The organism is Marinomonas flavescens (assembly GCF_004352835.1).
Lineage (GTDB): Bacteria > Pseudomonadota > Gammaproteobacteria > Pseudomonadales > Marinomonadaceae > Marinomonas > Marinomonas flavescens.
Map to the genome: position 1 here is coordinate 38,386 of NZ_SJSB01000015.1, position 22,643 is coordinate 61,028.

The window sequence follows — 22,643 nt, forward strand, 5'->3', positions numbered from 1 at the left end:
GCCCTTATACAAGATAAAATTTAGTTAATAAAAAAGGTGGCCAAGATGGCCACCTTTTTTATATCAAACTACTCACTTAGAAAGCAACAGAAGCACCGATACTTAGGCCATCACTTGTTTCGCGACGCTCGCCATTTGTATAAACCGACACAGTACTGCCGTAACCGATATAAGCTCGGGTATTTTGTGTGGTCATGTATTCGCCACGGACATCATATGTGTACATGTGATCCAATCGTGATACAGACAACACAGTTGGCGCATAGTAACCAGAAGCGTAAAAACTTAAACGGTTTGCCATAGGGAATGTGTAGCGGTACCAGCCACCCAATGCCGTAGCAACGGCAATCTCATCATTTTTCCCTTGCATATTGTTATCAAGAGCATAGATGCGAACACCCAACCCAATTTGCAAAGGGCCACTCGTGTCTGAATCTTGAATATTGATACCAACATAAGCTGAAGAAGTTTCATTATCAGCATCATGAGTACCACCACCACTAATAGAAAAAGGGCCGGCATCAATAGCAACGTCCGCTTTCACTAAATCATTAGTCAAACTTACACCCGCAGTAGAAGCAAAAACCATGGATGAACTCAAAATACCTGCGGTAAGCAGTAAGGCTTTATTTGTTAGATTCATTTGCACTAATCCTATATTGATACAATGTTTAACTTGTTAAAAGCATCTTCAGATTGCTTTAAATCTTTAAAATTAAATAATTCGTTATCAGCAAGATGCGAAGGAACGACATTCTGCATAGCAGTAAACATAATATCCGTCCTACCTGGATAATCTCTATCCCACTGCTGAAGCATATCCTTTACTACTTGTCTTTGAAGATTCTTTTGGGAACCACATAAGTTACAAGGAATAATCGGATACGATTTAGCGATGGAAAACGCCTCAATATCTTTCTCTTTGCAGTAAGCTAGAGGGCGAATAACGACATGTTTGCCATCATCGCTTAATAGCTTAGGTGGCATAGACTTCAACTTACCACCAAAAAACATGTTTAAAAAAAGCGTTTCTAATATGTCATCTCTATGGTGACCAAGTGCTATTTTGGTAGCTCCAATTTCTTCTGCGAAACCATAAAGAGAGCCCCTTCTTAAACGTGAACATAAGCCACACGTGGTTTTCCCTTCTGGAACGATTTCTTTAACAATACTGTAAGTATCACGTTCTAAAATATGAAAATCGACACCCTGCTCTTCTAAATACGCAGGCAATATATGTTCAGGAAATCCGGGTTGTTTCTGATCTAAATTAACCGCTACAATTTCAAAACTAATTGGAGCGCTAGCTTGCAGGTTACGAAGGATTTCAAGCATTGTATAAGAATCCTTCCCTCCTGATAAACACACCATCACTTTATCACCCTCTTCAATCATATTGAAGTCGGCAATTGCTTGGCCAGTGAGTCGTCGTAACCGTTTGTGGAGTTTATTAAGCTCCAGTTTTTCTTTAGATTTGTTAGTTAGATCCATGATACACACGCTGTAAACGAAATGCGGCTATCTTACTATACTGACCGCGAACCCGCATCAAAAAATGAGCACTCTCTCTTAACGATTCGCTTATTAAGAATGCTGCGCTAAAAAAGAAAGCGATGAACGACAAAGTTTACAGATATATTGAGTGCCCTTTTGTGCGTTATTGTGCCTTCGTATGGTGAATACGTGCTGCTGACATTGACATTGATAGGTGTACGATTGCTTAGGCAGAGGGATGTCAAAGTTGTGTGTTCTATTAGGTTCAAGGTGATAAATTTTCTTCATAACGGCCTGCCATTCTTTACCATGGGGCCTCACCTTATTACCGTAAATTTGATACACAATAATATGGGCAACTTCATGAGGGACTACTGTCTCGATAAACAAGCTCTCATCTTGCTGATACATAAAATAATTAAACCTCAATTCATTTTTATGTAAATGAGCAGTGCCTGCCGCCTTCCCTTTCTGCTTAAAGTTCGAAGTAGGATGATCAAAGTGCTTCCCAAAAAAAAGCGTCGCTTTTTTCATACAATGAGACACTTGAGATTGAACCTGTTGAATGGATGACGCTAAATCATGGGACTGAAGAGAATACGATTTGTTAGCCGACACAATCTTTCTCCTGCACGTCCTCAACACGACTTAACAGGGAGATAAGCGATTCGCTAAATGGTGCGATAATTTCTTTCGACAATCCTGTTAGACGGCTTAATGACGCAATAGTGGTAGGCTTATGTTGATACACTTTCCTTAATTGTCCATCGCTCAACACGCTGTTTTTTTGAGTCAATTTCCAGCTCATAAGTTGGTGCCAAGTCGCGGTCTCCTTGATGGCGCTTTCATTATCAAGTGTGGGGTAATACCTTTCTTGAGCAAGTAAAACCTGTGTTTGAGACTTTAGTATGCCACGAGACTTTTCTTTTAAATGAATACAAAATATCACCGCTTGATTAAGTTCAATGTAATCAAAGGCAATTAAATGGCGAATGACAGATTTCCACTGAGCCTCGTTAAGCTCCTTTCCTTTACCAAACAAAGCAAGTCGCTCGCCTTGCATGGCTAATACACTTTTTGTTCTCTTGCCCAATAAAACTTGAATGAGCACTGAAAATGGCTGAATGCCTTTTGTATGGTAAACCAAGGAAAGTAACTTTTGACTTGCTATCGTGACATTTTGCTCAGATGTTGGCGCGAGACAGCGATCGCAATTTCCACAGGCTTCTGAGGCTTCCCCAAAGTGAGCAAGTAAATTCTGACGACGACAGCCACGACTTTCAATGACTTTGAAAAAGGCATTTAACTTGGGTTTTCTTTCATCGCCTGACTGATTTTGAAAAGCGTTAAGTTGCTGAGCTTTTAACATGTCTTGAAGGCCATATAAAAGCAGCGCTTTAGCGGGCTGATTGTCTCGCCCTGCGCGGCCTATTTCTTGAAAATAGGACTCGGGGCTGTCTGGTAAGTCAACATGGATAACAAAACGAATGTGAGCAATATCTATGCCCATTCCATAAGCGGTAGTCGCTACCATAATCAAACCGGACTCAGTTAAAAACCGCTTATGATTTGTCTGTCTATCACTGTCACTCATGGCCGCATGATAAGCAAGACTCGGTAATCCCAAGGTGTTTAACCAAGAGGATAACTCCTCTGTTTTTTTTCGTGAGCGACAATAAATGATCCCACTTTGGCCAGCCATTTCATTATGCAAAAAAAACAATATCTGTAGTTTGGCTTTTCTTTTTTGTGCGATCTGAATTTCGATATTTTTCCGATCAAAACTTCCCTTCAACACCAACGCATCGTTCATCTGCAAGGATGATTGAATCGTCTTTATCGTCAACTCATCGACAGTGCCTGTTAGCGCTATGATTGGAACCTTTGGAAAGGCTTCTCTTAGTTGACCTAATTGACTGTATTCTGGCCTAAATGAGCCTCCCCATTGAGTAATACAATGAGCTTCATCAATAGCAAACAATGAAATAGACATTCCATGTAGAAAACTAATAACAGAAGGTTGAACCAATTTTTCAGGAGACAGAAAAAGTAAATCTATATGATTATTGCGAAGAGCCCAAAGGAGATTTTCGTGTTCATTAGGGTTTAAATTGGAATTTAGAAAGTAGGCATTAATTCCTTTCTTCCTCAGGTCTTCAACTTGTTGAGACATCAGAGCAATCAAAGGGCTAACGATAACACCAATACCCTCTCTAATAATGCCAGCACATTGATAAACAAGGGACTTGCCCCCACCCGTTGGGGCAGCCAACAATACATCGTCGCCTGAGCATAGAGCATCTATGGCTTCTTCCTGTAAAGGAAGATATTCGAGATAGCCTAGCTTTGATAAAATAGATTTCTTTTGAGTCATGGTAGAATTATCTCTTAACCATGTTGATTGTGCATCGATTTTTAGCGGTCTTTTCGCTAGAATCGCAGACTTATTTAGTATTAGGAATTAAACAATGGCAAACCAACCTCTTGATGATCTTGAGTTAGACACATTAGAAGCTTTTTTGGAGTCAGATCGGGTTCATGAAGAATGTCAAAACTTCGTTATGGCTCACGGCTTTTTAACAGCATTAGCGATTTGTCCTATTACCATCTCCGAAGAGCAATGGCTCCCCGTTATTTTTGAAGACACGCCAAAATTTGAAAGCGAAAAAGAAGAAAAACACATTCTTCAATTGTTAAGCCGACTGTCACTAGAGATCCAAAAAGAGCTTGAGTCTGAAGACGAATTTGTTATTCCTTGTGAGATCGAAATGGGCTCTTCTGCAGAAGAACTCAGCGAATTACAAGAATGGACAACGGGCTTCATGGAAGGTGTTTTCATGACAGAAAAGCACTGGTTTGATTCTGAAAAAGAAGAAGTGATTGCAGAGCTATTACTGCCTATCATGGTAGCGTCTGATCTTTTTGATGATGAAGAAGTGGTTCAGATACGCCAAAGTGAAAAGCTCACTAAATCTTGCATTGATCAAATTCCTGACGTGATAACTGATCTTTTTCTTGTGCTACGAACTGAGCCGGAAAAACGCGCTCCAGCAAAATCAAAGCATGCTGGTAACAAGCAGAATACCAATAAAAACAAGAACAAGAAAAAACGCTAAGACGAATAATATACAGAAAAGTCCAAACAGCGTTCAATTAAAAAAGGCGGCTCATTTTTGAGACGCCTTTTTTAAATTTCTTCACCTAGAGACAGCTCTGCTTAAATAGTATTTCTAACAGCCACTAAAGTAATGTCATCCAATTGCTCTGATTCACCCTGAAAACGGGACAGATGAGCCTCCATTTCATGATGAGCCCGAAGCAAGTCATGATCATCATAACAAGAGACAATAAGTGATTCTAATGCACTTGCTCCTAACATGACCTGCTCCGTATTTTTAAGCTCTAAAATCCCATCTGAAGCGATTACCAATGTATCTCGATCATATATATAATGTGTACTTACGGTAGACTCAAATTCGGCAGCACTTAGAATACCCAGAGACATGTGTGTAGAGGTTATATGAACAATTGATTTATCGGCACGACGAATATATGCATTCGGCATTCCTCCTCCCCAATATTGCAATTTCCCCGTTGCTTCTATCAAAACAATATAAGCGGCACAAAACATGTAATCAGGTAAAATTGTGAGCAGCATTTTATTAATCTGAACTGCAAAATCCGCCAATGCCATATTACTGTCAATGGCATCGAAAAACGCCTGAGTAACCGGAAGAGCGCCAATAGAGGCGGATAAACCATGGCCGGTAAAGTCGCCAACGAAAATCATCCTTGAGCCATCTGAACGCGTACTCGCTAAGGCCAAATCTCCGTTAAAATTAGTCGCAGACAACCGCGTCATGGCTAGATTCTGACTTTGATGCTCACTCCTCGTCATAATATGATCAAGGACTTGATGAGCCATCTTATGTTCCTGCTCTATCATCGTTTGATAGTAGGTCAATTCACGATTCTTTCGGTACATTTCTTGAATGAGCTGAATTTGCCTTTTGTGCGTACTAATACGAGTCCGAAAAAGCATTTCATTGAAAGGCTTAGGGATAAAGTCATCCGCACCCGCCTTGAAACACTGATTCATAACAAAGTCAGAAATATGCGAAGTCAAAAACACAATAGGAACAAAGCGCTCAGGTTCTAAGGCTTTTAGTCTTTTTGCAAGCTCTGGACCACTGCCACCTTGAAGAACCACTTCTAATGTAACAATGTCTGGTCTCCATTGCTCATATAGAAAAATAGCATCGTCAAAGGACGCCGCTAATTTCACTTGCATGCCATCATTTTCAGCGCATAAAGAGATAATCTCTTGATAAATAGGTTCGCTGTCCACGCATAAAAGCTTCATAAATCAGCTCTTATCGTATCTCGAAGCGTTTATCAAAGCGCGAAATCATCAAAATGTTTTTGATGAAATCATTCGCACCTTTTAGTTCAATAACGCTATTTTCACCCAATGCACTTTTCATACTCAGTAACATCCCTAATGCAGCACTGTCCAAATATTCAACGCCACTAAGATCAATTGTAAAACGATCTTTCTTTCCAATAAATTCCGCATACGCTTCGCGAAACTCATGAAATAATGAAAAATCAAAACTGCCAAGAATTGAAATGCAAACCACACCAGTGTCGCTGTTTACCTTAATTGAAAGGCTCATATTGCGATCGAGTTGCTATAAAAATACATTATTAGTTCTCGCCTCCATGACACTTAGGTGACAAAGGAGCGGTGTTAGTGCGTTCAGCCCATTCCTCTATCGTATAAAGGTGTAGCGCCAAAGCATGTATCTTCATCATCTGCTCTTTTAGTGCGCCATATACAAGCTGGTGTCGCTGCACCGGCCTTTTACCCAAAAAAGCATCACTCGCCAATACCAATTTAAAATGGGATTCACTGCCCTCAGGCACATTGTGCATATAACTTTCATTTTCAAGAGATAGGAATGAGCAATCAAACGACGCTCTAATCACTTCTTCTATCTCATTTTGAATTTTCATATTTATCTCTTTATGCTTGGCTAAATTCAGGTTCAGAATTACCGTTTAACAATGTTTGCCCTTTTTCTTTAGGGTATGCCACATCAATAGACACGGCGCCACCTTCACGCCAAACACTAATAACGGTGTCCATATTAGCGGCCATTACCGCTCGTTTGTCATCAGGTGCCGCCGCAATTACTTGAAGGCCTATGTCTTTCATAAAGCCCATACAAGTAGAGGTTTTCACCATATCAATTTTATTGAAGGCTTCATCAAACATGGCCAATGAGAAACCACCTTCAATTTCACCATCTATGGTTTCACGTAAGCGATAAGTAGTTGATAACGCTGCCGCGATAGCAAGGTAAAATGGAATCTGATGCTCGCCACCAGAACCTGTTTGAATGCGTTGGCTTAACGTTGTTTTCTTATTGCCTTCTTCGTCTAAAATATCAACTTCGAAATTATAGAATTTACGATAATCAGCAAGGTCTTGCTGCTTTTCTTCATCCGTAATTAATTCCTGGATAGCGGTAATCGCGCGAATATGATCTGGATCACCAGTGGCTTCAGGATCGAATAATCCACCTACATTCGCTTGGTCCTGCGCACTGAAACGCTCAACCAAGTCTAAAATGTCTTTCATGTCACCATTTGGGTAATAACGGAATTGATAGGTCTCATGATTAAATGGACGACGCTTAAGACTATGATTCAACTCGCGAATAATATGAGCCACTTGATCTAAAGAATCTTTTAGCTTAGAAACATAATCTGAGCGGAACGTTTCTTCTGCTTCACGACGAGCAAGCTCAGCACGTTTCGCATATTTGGCTAACTCAGTTTCACTCAAAACATCTATTTGGTATGACACATAATGCTGAAATTCTTCAAACTTCGATTCTAAATAATCCAACTGAACGTCATTATCTAAATTAGCCTGATGGTACTTAGCGTAATGATCGGCGACCTCTTTACGAACCTTTTGGTCGAAGCTACGTACTTTATCTTCGGCTTTTTCTGCACGGCTAATAGCTTCTTTATAGATAGCGGCTCCATTCACCATGCTATTTTCTAATAATGAATAGCGTTCACTAGCAAACTCTGCATTATAAAGTGCATTAGATGTCAGTCTATTACGCTCTTCGTCAAGAGCGGATAAGGCCGAACTTAACTGGTTCTTTTGCGTATTTAACGCACCGTACTGCTCTGCAATTTGTTGACGCTCACGATCCAATTTTTTCTGATCCAGCTCAACAGCGACTACACGTTCTTTTAGCGCTTCAATTTTCTCTTGAAGGTCTTTGTCATCATGCTGTTGCAACTGGTTTATTTCTGCATCAACATGACTTAACTCTTGAGCAATACGAGTAATGGTGTGACTTGCGGTATTTAAAGTCTCGGCATCAAATTGGTTATTAGCCATGACCCGGCCTAGCAAATTATCCACTTGCTCTAAGCGCTGATCGACATTTAGGTGGTTCATTAATTCACCACTTAACGTGGCTAGTTGCTGCTCTCGAGATTCGCGCATGCCTTCAGTATTGATACCGACCATCATATGAGGCGTAAAACGAATGGTAGAAATAGTCCCCGATAGTTTTAACATACCATCAGCCGTCATTGCGCTGTCTTCACGTAGCAACTCGCGTTCCGTTTCAACGGGCATAATGCCGCCCAAACGACGGTTTAAATACGCTTGTGCATGATCATTATTACAACGAATAAACTTGAGTGCTGATTTGTGATTGCCTCGACTTAGCCATAATCGCGTTTGTGAGGTATCAACAACGCGACACCCCATAAGCTGACGACGGTGAGCACGAAAAATACGTATTGCTTCTTCCGCCTCTTCAGGCTCAACAATTAATGCTTCACGTTGCGCGCCTAAATAACCTTCAATCGCATCTTGCCATTTTCGATCAGTGACTTCTGCCAAGTGGCTTAATGGCGTAGCAGTAATATTAGCGTCCGCCAACAAAGCAATAAGGCGTCTCGTATTTTGCGACAAAGGACTGACTCCGCCCTTTAAGGAAGAGACGTCTGACTCTAACTGTTTACACTCGTCCCTTAAGTTCAAAATAGTACGATTCAGTTCTGAGCGTTGCTTAAATACTAATGATTTTTCGCTGTCTAATGTCTCATTGAGCGAGCTCAATAATTGAGTAAGTGGTTTAAGACTGCCTTCAATTTTACCATCCGCACTAATAAGGCCTGTAAATTGGTCAACATTGGCCACTATTTTATTGGTTTCTTCTGAGAGGAAACTTTCAAAGCTCTTCAGAGACGATAACAGCAATGCAATTTGACGAGCTTGATCAATAGCCTTTTGGTCTTGTTGGCTTTGCAGTGCTAAAAACTTTTTATTTTGCTCTAATTGCTGCAGTTTCAAGCCAACATCGGAATGCTCGTACTGCTGTTCCAATCGAATAAGCTGACCTTGTAACTGTTTAAGAAGGCTACTTTGTGTCGTAAGCTGCTCTTCTATTTCTTCTTCACGTTCTTTTTGTAACTCATACTGATCTTGAATGTCATCCTGCTTGGTGCCCAGCTCGTCAAATCGTGCTTCCGTTGCTATCCAGTGATAATTCACAGCAGATTGCTCTTGTTGCAGCTTCTTCTCACAGTCTTGTTGGATGAGTTTTAGATCATCTATGCGCTTAGCAACTTCGAGTGTTTTACTTTCAAGTTGGCGATATTCATGCAACGACTTTTGATAGGCTCCCACCTGCAAAGGCGCTTCAGCCAATACGAAATCTTGAACAAAACGTGTCGGCGATGCTATCGGAACAAATTTAAGCGCATTTTTAAAATTCTTTAAAAAGCTATCTAAGGTGATTAAATGATCGGAACTAGGGCTTAATTCTTCTAGATAACGATTGATGTATTGTGTCGCAGACGCACTGCCTGATTTGATATACGGATCAAAGCAGATTTTTTTCATGGTTTCGCGAACTTCAATCCATGGTTTCGCTTTATAGCTTTTCCCTTCCATCGCATCGATAAAATCTTCACGTCGTATGCCATAGTTAGGTAGCACAAAGCGACCTAAAATATCTTCTTCTGGTGATGCTAGCGATGCACTTAAACTCAAACCTACGGAGGACTCTTTTCCCGTAATGCTGTCTTCGAATACCAATCCTAAATAACTGGTGGCGTCTTGTCTTGGCTGAGTGCCAAATGATTTACCACTGGTAGCTTGTCCTGCATCTATCATCCCAAGAATATAGGATCTAATACTACGACCACTCGCTTTACCATCGTTAGCACTGGCGTTGTAGTTCAAGTGACGTTTACTAGCACCCGTCAATACGGTTTGAATGGCATCCAAAATAGACGATTTACCCGACCCTGTTGGTCCAATAATCGCTGTATTTCCACGGATATTGATCTCTTCTGCACCCAGCAGGTACCAGTTAACCAATACAATTCTATTGAGCTTTTTCATGTTTTGGCCTTTTATTCCTGGTTTTCTACTTGTGGGTTTTGTTCTTCTTCATCAATATCGTCTTCGTCTGGATCCGCACCATTAAAAGATTCTAACTGTCTTAAATAAGCCTCAGTCACAATGAGCCGAACAACAGGCGTTATATTAATAATGAAATTCTTACTGTCTTCTTCGTAAGACTTACCGCGAATAATAACGCCATGGCGACTCAGCAATGCCAGAATGTCTTTAAAACGTGTTTCATTAGGAATTTCACGTTTCACAAGCTGCACATAGCGATCTAGAATCGTGTGTGTATTGGTGGCAACAAAGCCGTTATCTACTTCAAAATTTTCAATTTTTTCTTCGTATATTTGACGAAGTACAAGAAGAAATAAGGTTTCGTCTGTTTTTAAACGTACAAATGCTTCTCGCTGAACAGGAAGAACACCAGCCAAACGTTCATTTTCATTTATATAAAGTTTCATACCAAGTGCATCAAAAATTTTGGCAAAATAATCTTGATAAGATTCTAATAATAAATAATGTTTGCGCTGACCATGCTTGAAAGCACTGGCAAATTGGTTAGCAAGAACGAAGTTAGCCGTTTGCTGAAACTCTTGAGCGTCTTTCCCTGACTCTTCGACGACTTTTTTTAATTCTCTAAGCATTACGCTTCGCTCCTACGGACCACATTAAATTCTCTACATTCAACAAAATTATGCACATCTAAAAACTGCTCAGTAAAACGTATTTCAAACGCTTTCTCGATTTTCTTAGCAGTAACCCCTAAAGAGCCGACATACCTTAAATGATCAAAACAAACAAAATCCTCAACAGACTGGATTGAAAAGTCTAAAATATGTTTATTGGTTTGGTCTTCCATTTGTCGCTCTAAATAAGATTGCAGCTTGGCAACCGTAACTTGCCGCGTCTCATGAAAACGGCGTTGTTTATCCCGCAATTGAATAGCACTAGCAGAGACTTCGGCTGGAGTCATGACTCTTGGTGGTGGCGGATCGCGTCGTCGCATAGGTTGCGCGGCCGACTCCATACCAACAAACTTGGCACTGACGACATTTTTCAGTATCGGTAAGTGCTCATATTTCGCCACATCGGATATCACCCCCGCAATTTTATTTGCCATACCTGGACGAGAACTGTCCATGTATCTAGCGGTATCTGCAGCACGCTTTTCAAGTCTATAACGGTATTCATCGATTCTATCGAGACGCTGTTCAATGTTACTAAACGTAAGAATAATATCGCGACAATCTTTCTCTACAAGAATTTTAGCCTTCGCTATGCTAATAAGTTGTTGATCAGCATAGCATTGAGAAACATCTTGAAGCAGTTCTGGGTTAGCGAGAAACTCTTGAGCGTGCTCTAATATTTGACGTCGAAATCGAAATGGGTTGTTACTGGTTTTAATGGTCTTATAGTCGGCTATCAAAATACCTTCTACAAACAAGTCAAAAAAACCCGCGACAATCGCTTTAGGGTCACGACTCGCAAACAGCTCACGTTGCAGGCTTCGAATACCCAGTAGAATCTGATTTAAATGCGCAGAGAAATCACGAGAAGCTTCCGCTGATTGGCTTAAAGTAACACCCCGCTCTTTTGGGTGCTTTGCAACCGACTCTAAGTTACTCAAAATACTCAAAACGGTAGCGCCGTAATTACGCTTACCGTGTCGGCTAATTTCAACAAGAGAGCGTAATAGCATGGATATTTGCGGCGTCATTAAGACACTAATCCGATAAAGCTCTTGTTCTTCAACTAACCAACCCGTGTTAACCAGCCGATGATAAATTCTTAATGCGTAATCATGAATCGTTTTTGGAGAATCGAATGCTTCTTTTTGATCATCATGCCAAGCTAAGGTTTCAAGCTTATGCAGAGTATCTTCAATCGATTCTATGATGGTCGATTTATCTTTAATTGGATCTTCTGCGTGATCGTAAAAAACATCGGCAAGATCGTATAAAACGGCTTCGATCAATGCTCTATTAGAACCTGAAAGCGCCTGAAATATCTCATCAGGTAAGTGTTTAAACAGCATTCATCGTGCTCCAAAGATCAGCATTAAAAAATGACATTATTCTTCTTTTCCCAAATGGCGAGCAATAGCATGATGCATTGCTTGTTTAACGAGTGTGTCTTCACCTATTGGCGCTAAAAGATCAATTTGTAAATGCTCGTGTTGTAACGCTTTAATTTGAGCGGGTACATCTTGTCTCAAGTGTCGGCCAACCGCAAAAAACAAGGGCAAAACGGCCACTTTTCTAATGCTCTTATCTAATTGCCCAACAACCTCTTCCAAAGTTGGAGTAGTCAGTTCCATATAGGCCAAACTGGAATGTTCTTTACCATATTCTTCTATCGTTTTTTCATACAAGGCTTCAAAAGGCTGTTTCCATAATGGATCTGGACTGCCATGCGCAAGAAGTATGATGTGATCGTATTCATTGTGTAGCATTTTGATACCTAATGTTTCAGCTCTCCATTTTAGCCATCCTACCTTAGAAAAAGAAGTCGTTAAAAGAAAAAGCTTACCCAGCTTTTAAATATTGTGTCGAAAATGCAATTTTTAATTTAGAAATCAGAAGTTATTGATCCCAATTCATATTCTTAGCGTATTAGTAAGAGTAATTCTTAAAATCAATGAGGCTGAGATGAATATTCTAATTTCTGGAGCGACAGGTTTTATTGGAACCTCCCTTGTCCCACTTTTGCAAAGCAAAGGCCATCGTATTACGGCTGTAGTGAGACAAGTAGACAATCGATTAGACCAAACTGTCGCTCAATATACTCTAGATTCTCTCACGAAACTTGATGAAGACATTGATGTGTTTATCAATTTAGCCGGTGAAGGCATTGCTGATAAACCATGGTCCGAGAAGCGAAAAGAGGCTCTTATAGCAAGCCGCACAACATTAACGCAAAAAATTAAGCACACATTGAAAAGACCACCTAAATCGATGATTTCCATGTCGGCTATTGGTTATTATGGCAGTCATACCAATGCTGTTTTTGATGAATATAGCGATTCTGAGAATGATTTTTCTCATGAATTATGTGCCGCATGGGAATCCGCAGCCACTGAATTTGCTGACATAGGCTGTAGAACCGTCATATTCCGCTTAGGTGTCGTACTGGGTGCAAATGGAGGGGCTTTAAATAAAATGAGACCATCTTATAAAATGGGATTAGGTGGAAAAATAGGCAGCGGCGAACAATGGTTTTCTTGGGTTCATTTAGCGGATGTTTTAAAAGCCATAACAGAGTCGCTATCCGATGAGCGCTATGAAGGCGTTTATAACCTTACTTCGCCTCATTGTGTTAAACAAAAAGTGTTTGCTCAGCACTATGCGAGATCCCTTAAACGGCCTGCTTTTTTTACAATCCCTGTCTTTGTGTTGCGTGCAATCTTTGGCGAAATGGCTTCATTGCTTACTAACGGGGCAAAAATCATCCCTAAGCGATTAATTCAGCAAGGATTTCACTTCGAACATAGTGATTTAAAAGAGGCATTGATAGACATTGAGAATAATCGCCCTTCTTAAATCAACGTTTACGCCTTAGAACGGGCAATCCTTTTTCATCGTTTAGCGTGTTATTGCATTTTGGGTATTCGATACAACCCCAAAAGTAACCATTCTTACTTTTTTTACGAACTAAATAATGCCCACATTCACGACAAGGGTATTTTTTACTACTAGAAGGTACGCCATTGTCATCTTCAACAGTAATCTTGCATTCAGGATAACGACTGCAACCCCAAAATGCATTTTCCTTGAAGGTTTTCCGTCTTAGCGGTGATTGGCAAGCAGGGCATAAAAAACGCTTAGCTCGTACAGGCTTGCCATTTTCATCATTGGCCGTGTAGTCACAGACTGGGTAAGCTTCGCACCCCCAAAATAAGCCGTTCTTACCTTCTTTCTGAATAAGTAGGCTTTCACATTTTGGGCAGCGATATCGCACACTCGGCGTAACCAATTGTGAATCATCTTGTGATATAAACTCTTGCTCCCAATAACTTGAAGGGATGCCGGCTTTATCATCTTTGAGACTCATAGGAATTCTTGCCTATTTAACTTGGTCACTATCATCAGTCTCTTTTGTCTATTGACCTGCGGCTTCACGTATTTTTTTCACACCTTTTTTAGTCTCATCAGCGGCAGCAGACCCTAATTCTTTCATTTTTCCCCAAACAGTGACGCTTGTTTCTTTCGTCTTATCAGCAGCAATACTGCCGTATTCAGACGCTTTCTCAGAGGTTTTATGAGCAATTTCTAGTGTTTTATCTTTGGTTTTATCCCAAATTTCTGTTGCTTTCACTTTAGCATTATCAAACTGACTGTCTGACGCTTTATCTTGCGCTTGAGCAAACGGCGCAGTCAGTAACAAAATAGATAATAATAATGGTAATAAACGCATAGGTAGACCCCTTACTTATTGTTTGACAACCAATCAGGTAATAGCGAAATACGCTCCAGCGTAACCAACCTTGAATACTCTAACAGTTCGGCATCAGTGACCTCTTCATGCGCCCATGTCGTATGGTATGGAACATGGATGGCCGTTGCTCCGATATCAAGCAAAGGCAATACATCAGATTTAAGAGAGTTTCCAATCATCAAAAAGTCAGTAATTGCTATATTTTGCTGCTCAAGTATTTTTTCATAAGTGGCCGTTGTTTTATCACTCACCACTTCGATAACATCAAAAAAATCGGCTAAACCAGAACGAGCCACTTTACTTTCTTGGTCTAATAAATCACCTTTCGTAATGATCATTAATTTATGATCACGTTGAAGCTTTTTCAGAACCTCTTTAACACCAGGAATCAAGGCTATTGGTGCATCAAGCATTCTCCTAGCCAACTCAATTATGCTATGTACTTCAGTGCCTGTCACTCGGCCTTCTGTCAGCTCTATTGCAGTTTCGATCATGGATAACGTAAATCCTTTAATACCGTAACCGAAATGCGTTAAGTTTCTGATCTGCACATTGCCAAGGTGAGAACGTATGAATTCTTCATCATGGTATGGCGACAGTAAATCAATAAATTCACTTTGGGCGGACATAAAAATGTCCTCATTACGCCACAAAGTATCGTCAGCATCAAACGCGATAATGGGGAATTTGGTGTGTCTTTTAGTCATTACTTTATTGTTCCCATTGTTTTGTATTTTGTTCAATTAGGCTTAAATACAAGGCGACCTGATCATCACTGTCATTTAGAGCTGGAATATAATCAAAAGCTAGGCCGCCATTGTGCTTAAATTCATCACCGAGCTCTAGGGTGACCTCTTCAAGCGTTTCAATACAATCAATCGAGAAGGCAGGACTAATAACATTGATTTTATTAATACCCATTTCTGGCATCGCTTTTAACGTGGCATCAGCGTAAGGCTTTAGCCATTCTTCACGGCCAAACCTAGATTGATAAACATGCGTCCATTCACTATCGCCTAAACCAAGTTCTTCTGCTACTAATTCACTGGTCGCTTCGCAACGCTTAGAATAAGGGTCCCCATTTGTAACATAACGTTTGGGAATACCATGATAAGAAAGTACTAAATGACGTCTCTCACCTTGTTTCTTCCATTGAGAATGTACCGAGTTAGCAAGTGCTTTAATGTACAAAGGATGATCTGCATAATCTTGTATCAACTGCAACGCAGGCCAATGCGGACATTGTTTCAAAGAGGCCATTAACCTGTCGTATCCCGCGGCAGTGGTTGTCGCTGAAAATTGAGGATACATAGGAATAACCACTATTTTATCCACTCCAGCCGCACGCAGTTTATTGGCCGCAACTTCCATGCTCGGGTTACCATAAGTCATCGCCATTTCAACAGGAACAGCGCCCCCACTTTGCGATGCTAATGAAGACTTAATCCGATCTTTTAATCGATTACCCAAAACCAACAAGGGTGAACCTTCGTCCATCCATACCTGCTGATATACTTTGGCCACTTTGGGCGGTCGGATCGTCAATATAATGAGATTGAGAATAGGCTTCCAGATAAGAGGATTAAGATCGACTACTCGCTTATCGGATAAAAACTCACGAAGAAATCTCCGCACTTCTGGTGTTTTGGGGGCATCAGGGGTACCCAAATTTATCATTAATACACCGTATTTTGGTGACTTATTCATAACAAACCTTTTAATCCTTTTGAACGATTATTATATCGCTAAAAATAGTAAGAGAAATCGTATTTGTGTATCATTTTCAGTGACATAAATCGTCATTGATTATTTATCTAGCCTGAATCAAAGCTACCTAGTAACAACTTCCGATAAAGTTAAAGCGGCATAAACCAAACTCTTGACACAGCAATCACAATAAAAAGTAGAAGACCTATGGTTAAGACCATTTTATCGAGGCTATTCCCTTTATTTCTACATAAGAGATAAAAAAACAACTGACTTACTGCCAAGATAAGGCATGACAACAACTGAATGGCGCCAATAAACCCGTCATGATAACTGTAATCAAATGGCTTAGCAGGAAATGAAAAGCCAACCATAGCGGCAATAGAAACAAACAATGCCAGCCCTACCGCCGTCGAATCTCTGTGCCTTTCATTTACCGGTGTGCCAGTCAGCATGGCAGAACCTAAGCTTTTCCCCGTTCCACCAGCCACAACGCTAACAATGCCAATAAACAATCCAATAGGGATACGCAAATAATGATTATTAAGATTCATTAACGGCTTTTTTATTGCACTCTTATCTAGTTGCTTACTATTCAAAAATACCGATATCATCAAGGTAAGTACAACAAAGCTCAGTGAGAATTTAAACAACAAAGGCGTCATAAAAGAAACAATTTGAGCGCCTATAACGCCACCCATTGATGCCCCTGGCGATAGAGCAATCAAAGCCTGAGAGTCTACTTGTTGAGCCTTCATGTCCCCGACCCATTGCATTAACAATAGCGGGATAAAAGACGTAATGGCAGTGGCAATGATCGGCAACAGGGCGCCTGTTTGTGTAAAACCAACGGCTGGAAAAAACAAAAGAGTCACCGGAATCACAAACAGAGGCGCTGGTATCTTTGTGGTTGCGTATAAAGAACCTGCCACGCCACCAATAATAAACAACAAAACAAGAAATTGTATTTCCACTTAATGATCACCCAACCCTAATATCGAATCTAGAAACAAAAAAAACAGGCACTCAGCCTGTTTTTAGACCACCAGCAGAAAAACTATTTTTCCATGACACTACGAATGCGATCCTGAATCACTGTCGCTAATTTGTCTGGCTGAAATTTTGACAAGAAATCATCGCAGCCCACTTTTTGTACCATGGCTTTATTGAAACTTCCGCTTAACGAAGTATGAAGCACAATATACAAGTCTTTAAGCCGTGGATCCTCACGTACTTCACGAGTCAATCGATAGCCATCCATCTCCGGCATTTCAGCATCAGTAATCATCATTAACAACTTGTCTGGGACGTTTTCTCCGCTGTCCGCCCAAGCTTTTAATTTTTCTAAGCCTTTTTTGCCATCAGTCGCAACGTGGACCTTAATACCAAGATGATCGAGAGTTGACTGACATTGAGACAAGCCCACAGATGAATCATCAACAACCAGTACCTCTAAGTCGTTTGCTAAATTCATTAAACTTTTATCAATCACATCAGCGCTAATAGAAGTGTCATATGGAGAGATTACTGCCAACACTTTTTCTACATCAATGATTTCAACTAAGCGCTCATTAACACGAGTAATCGCGGTTAAATAATGCTGTCTTCCTGCACCATCAGGTGGCGGAAGCACTTCAGTCCAATTCATATTTATGATTCTATCCACTTCTCCAACCATAAAACCTTGCACGGTATTATTATATTCTGTAACAATTAAGTTACATGGCTGAGTGCGATCCATTGGTCTCATGCCAATGGACTCTGATAGATCAATAACGGGAATAGTACGGCCTCGAAAATGAGTCACACCTGCAACAGATGGATGACGATGAGGCATTAAATTCAGTCGAGGAAGTTTAACGACTTCTTGAACTTTAAAAACATTGATAGCAAAGGTCTGCATTCCGCTTAGACGAAACATAAGCAGCTCTAATCGGTTTTCACCTACTAGTTTTGTTCTCTGATCTACGGCATCTAACATTCCGGCCATATACTACTCCAGATGGTTTGCTTATATGGATTCTATTTGATTGTAACCATGATATTGTATTCAGCTTTACGTTACAGTATTTTTTTATTATTAACTGCGCTTACAGAGACAATTTAATGATCAGTAAAGATTTTCTTTTTAGTCGCCAGGCCGTGGTAGATAACAAGACCTCGATAAAAGCGAATAACTTGTTTCATATCAACAGTATGGAAGAGGAAGAAAAGCATTCTTTTTTAAGTTTACTATTCACAGACCTAAGCGTTGTCGATGCGATCAAACATCAGCCTATATTTATTCAAGTTGCTATTCATGATGTAGCGAATTTACCAGCGCCGACTTCTTCTTTACGCTTTGTGCTTTTTTTCGACACAACAACTTTAGTACCAGACAGAGACAACGAAATATTGTCTGGCTTACAATTAGATGGTTATGAGCTCGGGTTAACAAACTTTTCATTAAGATTTTTCGGGACGCCTTTCTTTGATCTTTTCACGTACATAGAACTAAGCCTCGAAAAATACGAATTGAATAGCGTATTGAATGTGGATAGGCATCAAGGGTTAATCCATAAAGAAATTTGGGTTAGTCACATTCAAAGCCGCGAGGCGTTTCAAAAACTAGACGATAACACTCATGTTCGCTGGTTTAGCGGCGACTTCCTGGCGGAGAGTATTCCTGTTAAAGGGAGTAACATTCCAGGCTATCGACTTATTTTAATCGATTTACTGTCACACCTCCAAAATGGACGATCATCCATACGCGATATATCCGCTTGTATCGAACGGGATGCCACTCTCGCCTATCGTGTATTAAAGCTAACAAAGAGCGTTATGTATCATCGTCAATTCAATGTGCATAATGTACAAAGAGCCATTGAAATTATTGGTATCAAAGACCTTATTAAATGGGTGACGTTAGCGATGCTTAGCAGCGTTGATGGGCAACCCAATTGTTTATTCTCAATGGCCGTCAACAGAGCGTGCTTTTGTGACAGCATTGCAAAAAATGCCTACTCCAATGTTGACGGTGCTTTTTTAGTTGGTCTTTTTTCATACTTACCCAACTTTTTTGGGTCATCCATTGAAGACATTCTTAAAGACTTACCATTAGACGAAAGCCTCGTCTTAGCATTAACCGACCATCAAGGGGATCTAGGAGAGATTCTCTTACTGGCTAAGGATTATGAAGCGGGACGCTGGGATGAAATAGACCTAGAAGCGTTAGCAGACATTAATTTATCGAGTAATTCGCTACGCAAGCTTTATATTGAAAGCTTAAAAGCCGCAAAAGAGATTTACCAAATATAATGATAGATATCGGCGTAAACATTCAACATGACTTTTTTCTTAACAATTTAGAAGAAACCATTTCGCAAAGTAAACTCGCTGGCGTTGAAGGCATGGTCTGCATTTCCTCTGATTTGAAAGAAAGCCAGTTCTTACAGACTCTTTGTTTAGATCAACCTTCATTGTGGTTTACTTCTGGTTGCCATCCTCATCATGCTAATACTTGGAATTCACAAAGTGTCAGTACGCTCAATGAATTGATTAAGGTAAATCGCCCTATTGCCATTGGTGAAACAGGATTAGACTTTAATCGTAACTACTCAACACCCACTGAACAACGTTATGCCTTTGAAGAACAAATACAGATTTCACTAGACCACAATTTGCCTCTTTACCTTCATGAACGGGATGCCCATGAAGACATGCTCAGTATGCTACGAGCAGCAGGTAAAGAGCACATTCAAGGTGTGATTCATTGTTTTACTGGCAGTATCGAGCAGCTAGAAAATTATTTAGAGCTGGGACTTTATATTGGCGTAACGGGCTGGGTATGCGATGAGCGACGGGGATTATCATTGCAACAAGCCGTGCCTCATATTCCGCTTGATCGTTTACTGCTTGAAACTGATGCGCCTTATCTTCTACCAAGAACGATTCGACCAAGACCTAAAAAGAATCACCCAAAATACCTTCCTTGGGTAGCAGAGGAAGTGGCGAAACTTAAAGACATTCCTATCAATGAATTGATAATACAGACGACGAACAACACCAAACGCCTTTTTTCTATTTAATAGCAATAGTAGCCTCACTTCGCGACAAGCCTTTAAAAACTGCCGCGAAGTGGTATGACCCTTATTGGAGGAATAGTCACTAGATAAGCGATATTTGCTTACTCAGAATGGCTTCCATACTGGACTTGTAATACGTCAATATGCTGTCCGCAATCGGCTCTATCTGCTTACTAATGTAATGCTCATAATCCAAATCCACTAAATCTGCTGAACTCTCAAATGGCACGACACCTCGGTGCTGATAAATATAGCTCACCCGCTTACGACCTTTGTCATATTCTAGTGGCTGACCTAGCTCCGCTCTTTTTGCGTCGATCATAGCCGCGGCTCTAACATGGGGCGGAATATTCTTTTTATAGGACGCTAATGGTCGGCTTAGTTGCTTGCTATACACCAACTGTTCATCGAACTCTCCGGCTTTGAGTTTCTCGACAATGTCTTTTATATAATCGATGGGGTTTTCATCGTTGAATATTTTCTTGAACAGTTCCCGCTGAAATTCACGAGCTAATTTCGTCCAATCCGTTCTGGCGGCCTCTAGACCTTTAAAAACAAGTTCACCATTAGAAAGCCCGGCATAACGCTTTTTACTGCCCTCTTCTTGACCACGTATCGTCGGCATAAAGAAGCGGTCATAAACACGTTCAAATTCAAGTTCCAAATAAGAGTCCAAGTGCGCGTATTCTTGACACCACTCAGTTAGAAACGCGTTCATATCCTCACACAAGCGCTGACCTAATATTTTGGGATCCGTCTTTTGATCATGTAATGTGACAAAAAGAGAGTCTGTGTCACCATAAATAACTTTAGCGCCCCGCTCTTCCATCCATTGTTGAGTGCGCCCAAGTAACTCATGCCCACGCATTGTGATCGAACTTGCTAACTCTGCGTGATAGAAACGACAAACATTCGACCCAAGTACGCCGTAGAACGAATTCATAATAATCTTAATGGCATAACTCAGTATATCGTTGCCCTCCCGCTTCGCTTTTTCTCTTGCTTGAGCAAGCTCAGTAACCAGCTCCGGCAAAATGGCTTCTTTACGGTTAAAGCTTGCACCTAAATAGCCAGGTACTAAATCTTCTTCTTGAGTTAACAACGTTGAATTCTTGTTTTGCCCTGCGGTAATTCGAGCCAATGGGTCTATGTAAAAGGTTCTTATGATGCTTGGGTATAGACTTTTAAAATCGAAAACGAGTACGTTTTTGTACAAACCGGGTATCGATGACATCACAAAACCACCGGGACTCGACACAAAGACATCGTCTCGCCAAGCAGGCGCAACCCAGCCGGCCTTATGCAACCGTGGTAAATATAAGTTCTCAAACGCGGCAACAGAACCACCGGTTTGTTCAAAAGGAATGCCGGTTAAATCTACCCGAGTTTGTTGTAATTCAATGAGCTTTAACTTTTCAAAAATTTTCATAACCAGATCACAATCTTGTAAATTGTAATCGACAAAACCTTGCAGGTCTTCTTGATGCAATCGCTCTATTTCCTGCCAACGACCATCACCATGAAGCAGTTTTTGGTCCTGTAGAATCTCTTTACTCACATTGTTTAAGCTATAAGACTCAAAATGATAACCACCCACTTTCAGCAGAGTGATACCATCCAACGCAACACGCCCAGGAATAGTGGCAAAATACTTGCCTTGATTATCAGAAGAATGAATGCGCCATGTTTCACCATTCACACCAAAAGACGGTTTAATACCTAAACGCTCACAACGCTGGTTAATGAAGTTAAGATCGAAGCCAATTAAGTTCCAACCAATAAATATATTTGGAGAATATTTTTTTACGAAACGAATGAAGTCGAGAAGCAATTCTTTTTCATTAGGATAGGCTCTAATAATATCGGAATTCACCAATTGATCCGTCACAACAAAGGCAATTCTTTGATTACTAGAAGTCGCCTTATTCTTAGATGTTATGCCAATAGACAACAAGCAATTATTGGTAACCGACGTTTCAATGTCTAATGACCAAACCTTCCAATCTGGCTGCCAATCGCCGGGAATGACTTTAGCCTGGGTATAGCGTTGACCACTGCTGTCTGGAATACCAATAAAACGAATACTTCCTCGAACATTACGTTCCATCAAGTAACGATTATGGGCTTTTATATCTTCTTCATAGACGCCATAACCCCCTTTTTTGGCTAAGGCGACCATTTGCTGGTGGAGCACCAAACTCTTACTCTGAATAGCAGTGACATACTGGTCATTAAAGGCCCGAAAACTTGGCTCAGTAATGCGCACGCCCGATAAATTATTCGGAAAATAATGTTGCGGCGCATCACTGAAAAAAGTACTGAACTGTCGGTCAGGCAACACCTGAACAGTGCCTTCCGGTGTTTTGACAAACAGGCTCATTTCAAGCTGCCCATTCACCTCTTTGGTATGACGACTAATGATATAGCCATTTTTTTCTACAAACATTAATAAACCAAATTGTCTTGTGTAAGTTGTTTTGTATAAGTTATTT

General features: G+C 40.5%; 22 protein-coding genes. 4 read left to right on the forward strand and 18 right to left on the reverse strand.

Features of this window, described 5'->3' with window-relative positions:
- Positions 1-76 precede the first annotated feature (76 nt).
- The 4 genes from E0D70_RS14105 to E0D70_RS14120 all read right to left on the reverse strand — a co-directional run bounded on the left by E0D70_RS14105 (position 77) and on the right by E0D70_RS14120 (position 3,868).
- The gene (locus E0D70_RS14105) at positions 77-643 is read right to left on the reverse strand and encodes a YfaZ family outer membrane protein (protein WP_133012932.1); all 567 of its coding nucleotides are present in this window, start codon (positions 641-643) and stop codon (positions 77-79) included.
- 11 nt (positions 644-654) lie between these two features.
- The gene (gene ttcA, locus E0D70_RS14110) at positions 655-1,491 is read right to left on the reverse strand and encodes a tRNA 2-thiocytidine(32) synthetase TtcA (RefSeq protein ID WP_133012933.1); all 837 of its coding nucleotides are present in this window, start codon (positions 1,489-1,491) and stop codon (positions 655-657) included.
- 93 nt (positions 1,492-1,584) lie between these two features.
- Positions 1,585-2,112 carry a SprT family zinc-dependent metalloprotease gene (locus tag E0D70_RS14115; protein ID WP_240537148.1) on the reverse strand — a complete coding sequence of 176 codons (528 nt, stop codon included), beginning with the start codon at positions 2,110-2,112 and terminating at the stop codon, positions 1,585-1,587.
- Complete coding sequence (locus E0D70_RS14120) at positions 2,102-3,868, reverse strand: RecQ family ATP-dependent DNA helicase (RefSeq protein WP_133012934.1); 1,767 nt, start codon at positions 3,866-3,868, stop codon at positions 2,102-2,104. The genes E0D70_RS14115 and E0D70_RS14120 overlap by 11 nt, the downstream gene beginning before the upstream one ends.
- A gap of 94 nt (positions 3,869-3,962) precedes the next feature.
- On the opposite strand from E0D70_RS14120, the gene E0D70_RS14125 reads away from it, so the two are divergent.
- The gene (locus tag E0D70_RS14125) at positions 3,963-4,610 is read left to right on the forward strand and encodes a YecA/YgfB family protein (RefSeq protein ID WP_133012935.1); all 648 of its coding nucleotides are present in this window, start codon (positions 3,963-3,965) and stop codon (positions 4,608-4,610) included.
- 101 nt (positions 4,611-4,711) lie between these two features.
- Here the strand turns inward: E0D70_RS14125 and E0D70_RS14130 are convergent, their stop codons facing one another.
- Genes E0D70_RS14130 through E0D70_RS14160 form a run of 7 tightly spaced genes read right to left on the reverse strand, consistent with a single transcriptional unit; the run spans position 4,712 to position 12,398 of the window.
- Positions 4,712-5,857 (reverse strand): PP2C family protein-serine/threonine phosphatase, encoded by a 1,146-nt coding sequence (locus E0D70_RS14130; protein WP_133012936.1) that lies wholly within the window; start codon positions 5,855-5,857, stop codon positions 4,712-4,714.
- Positions 5,858-5,867: 10 nt separating this feature from the next.
- Entirely contained in the window at positions 5,868-6,170 is a 303-nt protein-coding gene (locus E0D70_RS14135; RefSeq protein WP_133012937.1) for an STAS domain-containing protein, read from the reverse strand.
- A gap of 31 nt (positions 6,171-6,201) precedes the next feature.
- Entirely contained in the window at positions 6,202-6,510 is a 309-nt protein-coding gene (locus tag E0D70_RS14140) for a BolA/IbaG family iron-sulfur metabolism protein (protein ID WP_133012938.1), read from the reverse strand.
- A gap of 10 nt (positions 6,511-6,520) precedes the next feature.
- Positions 6,521-9,940, reverse strand: coding sequence for an SbcC/MukB-like Walker B domain-containing protein (locus tag E0D70_RS14145; RefSeq protein WP_133012939.1), 3,420 nt, complete (start codon positions 9,938-9,940; stop codon positions 6,521-6,523).
- Between the two features lie 11 nt (positions 9,941-9,951).
- Positions 9,952-10,590: a DUF4194 domain-containing protein gene (locus tag E0D70_RS14150; RefSeq protein WP_133012940.1), complete on the reverse strand. Its 639-nt coding sequence runs from the start codon at positions 10,588-10,590 to the stop codon at positions 9,952-9,954.
- The gene (locus E0D70_RS14155; protein WP_133012941.1) at positions 10,590-11,981 is read right to left on the reverse strand and encodes a Wadjet anti-phage system protein JetA family protein; all 1,392 of its coding nucleotides are present in this window, start codon (positions 11,979-11,981) and stop codon (positions 10,590-10,592) included. Before E0D70_RS14155 ends, E0D70_RS14150 begins: the two co-directional genes overlap by 1 nt.
- 36 nt (positions 11,982-12,017) lie before the next feature.
- Positions 12,018-12,398 (reverse strand): sirohydrochlorin chelatase, encoded by a 381-nt coding sequence (locus tag E0D70_RS14160; RefSeq protein WP_133012942.1) that lies wholly within the window; start codon positions 12,396-12,398, stop codon positions 12,018-12,020.
- 196 nt (positions 12,399-12,594) lie between these two features.
- Between E0D70_RS14160 and E0D70_RS14165 the strand changes: the two genes are divergently transcribed.
- Complete coding sequence (locus E0D70_RS14165; RefSeq protein ID WP_133012943.1) at positions 12,595-13,485, forward strand: TIGR01777 family oxidoreductase; 891 nt, start codon at positions 12,595-12,597, stop codon at positions 13,483-13,485.
- 1 nt (position 13,486) lies between these two features.
- Here E0D70_RS14165 and E0D70_RS14170 read toward each other — a convergent pair whose 3' ends face one another.
- From E0D70_RS14170 to E0D70_RS14195, 6 genes are all read right to left on the reverse strand, one after another.
- A complete protein-coding gene (locus tag E0D70_RS14170; RefSeq protein ID WP_133012944.1) occupies positions 13,487-13,996 on the reverse strand; it encodes a DNA topoisomerase family protein in 510 nt (169 codons plus the stop codon).
- 48 nt (positions 13,997-14,044) lie between these two features.
- A complete protein-coding gene (locus E0D70_RS14175) occupies positions 14,045-14,359 on the reverse strand; it encodes a hypothetical protein (protein WP_133012945.1) in 315 nt (104 codons plus the stop codon).
- 11 nt (positions 14,360-14,370) lie between these two features.
- Positions 14,371-15,087, reverse strand: a complete 717-nt coding sequence (locus E0D70_RS14180; protein ID WP_133012946.1) for an HAD family hydrolase — start codon at positions 15,085-15,087, stop codon at positions 14,371-14,373.
- 4 nt (positions 15,088-15,091) lie between these two features.
- Positions 15,092-16,087: a ferrochelatase gene (gene hemH / locus E0D70_RS14185; protein ID WP_133012947.1), complete on the reverse strand. Its 996-nt coding sequence runs from the start codon at positions 16,085-16,087 to the stop codon at positions 15,092-15,094.
- 149 nt (positions 16,088-16,236) lie between these two features.
- Positions 16,237-17,061, reverse strand: a complete 825-nt coding sequence (locus tag E0D70_RS14190) for a sulfite exporter TauE/SafE family protein (RefSeq protein ID WP_133012948.1) — start codon at positions 17,059-17,061, stop codon at positions 16,237-16,239.
- Between the two features lie 83 nt (positions 17,062-17,144).
- On the reverse strand, positions 17,145-18,077 hold the full coding sequence (locus E0D70_RS14195; RefSeq protein WP_133012949.1) for a chemotaxis protein CheV: 933 nt from the start codon (positions 18,075-18,077) through the stop codon (positions 17,145-17,147).
- 116 nt (positions 18,078-18,193) lie between these two features.
- Here E0D70_RS14195 and E0D70_RS14200 point away from each other — a divergent pair, with 116 nt between their 5' ends.
- Both E0D70_RS14200 and E0D70_RS14205 read left to right on the forward strand, forming a co-directional pair.
- Entirely contained in the window at positions 18,194-19,384 is a 1,191-nt protein-coding gene (locus tag E0D70_RS14200) for an EAL and HDOD domain-containing protein (protein ID WP_133012950.1), read from the forward strand.
- Positions 19,384-20,154 (forward strand): TatD family hydrolase, encoded by a 771-nt coding sequence (locus E0D70_RS14205; protein WP_133012951.1) that lies wholly within the window; start codon positions 19,384-19,386, stop codon positions 20,152-20,154. Before E0D70_RS14200 ends, E0D70_RS14205 begins: the two co-directional genes overlap by 1 nt.
- 79 nt (positions 20,155-20,233) lie before the next feature.
- Here E0D70_RS14205 and E0D70_RS14210 read toward each other — a convergent pair whose 3' ends face one another.
- Positions 20,234-22,597, reverse strand: a complete 2,364-nt coding sequence (locus tag E0D70_RS14210) for a DNA polymerase II (RefSeq protein WP_133012952.1) — start codon at positions 22,595-22,597, stop codon at positions 20,234-20,236.
- Between the last annotated feature and the right edge of the window lie 46 nt (positions 22,598-22,643).